Annotated in this window: 2 protein-coding genes; both read left to right on the top strand. The window is 64.2% G+C overall.

Annotated features, from left to right (window positions below; all coding sequences use genetic code 11):
- The first annotated feature begins 128 nt into the window (after nt 1-128).
- Complete coding sequence (locus tag MCRY_RS22165) at nt 129-1,016, top strand: tyrosine-type recombinase/integrase (protein ID WP_085633929.1); 888 nt, start codon at nt 129-131, stop codon at nt 1,014-1,016.
- 12 nt (nt 1,017-1,028) lie between these two features.
- Complete coding sequence (locus tag MCRY_RS22160) at nt 1,029-2,216, top strand: IS91 family transposase (protein WP_085633927.1); 1,188 nt, start codon at nt 1,029-1,031, stop codon at nt 2,214-2,216.
- The last annotated feature ends 337 nt before the right edge of the window (nt 2,217-2,553 follow it).

Here is a 2,553-nt window from a genome sequence, read left to right as displayed (position 1 = left end):
GGGACTAAGCCGCTTCGCGGCACTGGTGCCCGTGGCTGGCGTTGGTTGGTCATTTCAGCGTTTTTCTTTGTGGCCGGGCTTTCCGGGCTGACGATCGGGGTCTTCCCACCGTCAGACAGGAGGTTCCAATGGAAGAGAAGAACACCACCCCGCTTCGCCAGCGGATGATCGAGGACATGAACATCCGCGGGCTCTGCGAGAAGACCCAGAAGGCCCACATTCGGAATGTGAAGCATTTCGCGTCCTTCCTGGGGCGGTCGCCCGACACAGCCACGCCAGAGGATCTGCGGTCATACCAGCTGAAGATGACCGAAGAGGGGGTGACCGCCAGCACCTTCAACGTGCGCATCATCTCGCTGCGGTTCTTCTTCGGCGTCACGTGTGGACGCGACGAGATGAAGCGCTTCATGCAGTTCCACCGCAGCCCGCGTAAGTTGCCGGTCGTTCTGAGCGTCGAGGAAGTGGCCGATCTGATGGCCGCCGTGCCGGGCCCGGGGCTCAAGTATCGCGCAGCGCTCGGGATCAGTTACGGAGCCGGGCTGCGCGCGTCCGAAGTCTGCAACCTGAAGGTCAAGGATATCGACAGTGACCGGATGCTGATCCATGTCGACGACGGCAAGGGCGGACGTGACCGCAAGGCGATGCTCTCGCCCAGCCTGCTGGATCTGTTGCGGGATTATTGGCGCGAGTCCCGCCCTGAAGGCTGGTTGTTCCCCGGCAAGCCCAAGATCAACCCGCTGTCGCCGCGTCAGTTGAACCGGGCATTCACCTCGGCCAAGCACATGGCAGGCATCAAGAAGGCGGCAACGCTGCACACGCTTCGGCACAGCTTCGCTACCCATCTGCTCGAGGCCAATACGGATGTCCGGGTGATCCAGGTGCTGCTCGGGCATGCCAAGCTGACGACGACGGCACGCTACACCCATGTGGCGACCAAGACGATCCGCGGGACGGTCAGCCCCTTCGAGCAGATGAAGCTGCTTCAGGACGAGACCCTCCGACGAGGGTTGGAATAGCCCCCGGCGCGCGTGCCCCGGCCAAAGCTGGAGATCGCTGACATATTCCGTGCTCATGGTCCAGCGTGGCGGCAGGCCAATGCGGGGCATGTCAGCCTCGGCCAGCTGAAGGTGATGTCGGCGATTGAAGCCTGCCGAACCGAGGCGCTCGGCGGACATGTGGCGGGCTGTGCCAAATGCGGCCATCATCACATCGCCTATAACTCCTGCAAAAACAGGCACTGCCCCAAGTGTCAGGGACCGGCCGCGCGCGACTGGATGGAGGCCCGAGCCGAGGATCTGCTGCCCGTGAAGTATTTCCACGTCGTCTTCACGCTGCCGGCCGAGATTGCGCAGATCGCCTATTGGAACAAGAAGGCGGTCTACGGGCTGCTGTTCAAAGCGTCGGCCGAAACGGTCATGACCATCGCGGCCGACCCCAAGCGAATGGGTGCGCGGGTCGGCATGACCAGCGTGCTCCATACTTGGGGTTCGGCGCTGACGCACCATCCCCACATCCACATGATCGTGCCAGGCGGCGGCCTGTCGCCCGACGGCACGAAGTGGATCGCCTGCCGCTCCGGGTTCTTCCTGCATGTGCGGGTTCTGTCGCGGCTGTTCCGACGCCTGTTCCTGGAGGGTCTGAGGGATCTGCACCGGGCCGGTCAACTGGCCTTCTTCGGCGATCTGGCCGAGCTGGTCAGCGCGGACACCTTCAGCGCCTGGCTCGCCCCGTTCCGCAAATCCGACTGGGTGGTCTATGCCAAGCCGCCCTTCGGAGGACCGGAGACCGTGCTGGCCTATCTCAGCCGCTATACCCACCGCGTCGCCATTTCCAACGCGCGCCTGGTCAGCGCCGATGCCCATACCGTCGCCTTCCGCTGGAAGGATTACCGCATCAAATCCGGCGACCGGCAAAAGGTCATGCGGTTGGCCACGCCCGAGTTCATCCGCAGGTTCCTGATCCACGTCCTGCCTGATGGCTTCCACCGCATCCGGCACTACGGCCTGCTGGCAAGCTCGGCCCGAAAGGCCAACATCACCAAGATCCGCGCCTTGCTCTGCGTCCAGCAGCCTGACCGGGTCGCCGCGACCGAGATCGCTCCGCTCACCCTGCGCGAGCCATGTCCCTGCTGCGGCGGGCCCATGCGCATCATCGAGATCTTCAAGCGCGGGCAGATACCGATGTCGCGCGCGCCACCGAGGGAGCAGGCCGCATGACGTGTCGCCCGTCATCCATCACGGCTCACCACCGGGGAAAGCGCGATGATCCGGAGCGAACCGCATGTGCTTTTTTGCTTCCGGCGTGCCGAGCGTCGGCGATAGCTCCAAAACGCGCAGCCTTGTCGGAACCTTCGGCAGGGTTCGCGAACGTGTCAGCCATCTGGCTCGCCATCAGCCGCGCCCTGGATGCAGCCGTCGCCCCGACCGTCCACGCACATTCCCCATAGCATGATCCAAGACCCCCGCGGCTTCCTCCTTCCGAGGTTTGTCAACGCGGGCCGCCACCTCCCGGCCGCCCACGTCGCGCCGCAGCCCGCATCGAAAAACCTTCAGG

This window comes from Marivita cryptomonadis, assembly GCF_002115725.1.
In the GTDB taxonomy this organism is placed as follows: domain Bacteria; phylum Pseudomonadota; class Alphaproteobacteria; order Rhodobacterales; family Rhodobacteraceae; genus Marivita; species Marivita cryptomonadis.
This window is presented reverse-complemented; position numbering and strand designations above follow the sequence as displayed.

What these genes read in the sequence shown, in the direction of transcription:
- MCRY_RS22165 (WP_085633929.1), top strand. Translation starts at nt 129, where the DNA reads ATGGAAGAGAAGAACACCACCCCGCTTCGCCAGCGGATGATCGAGGAC.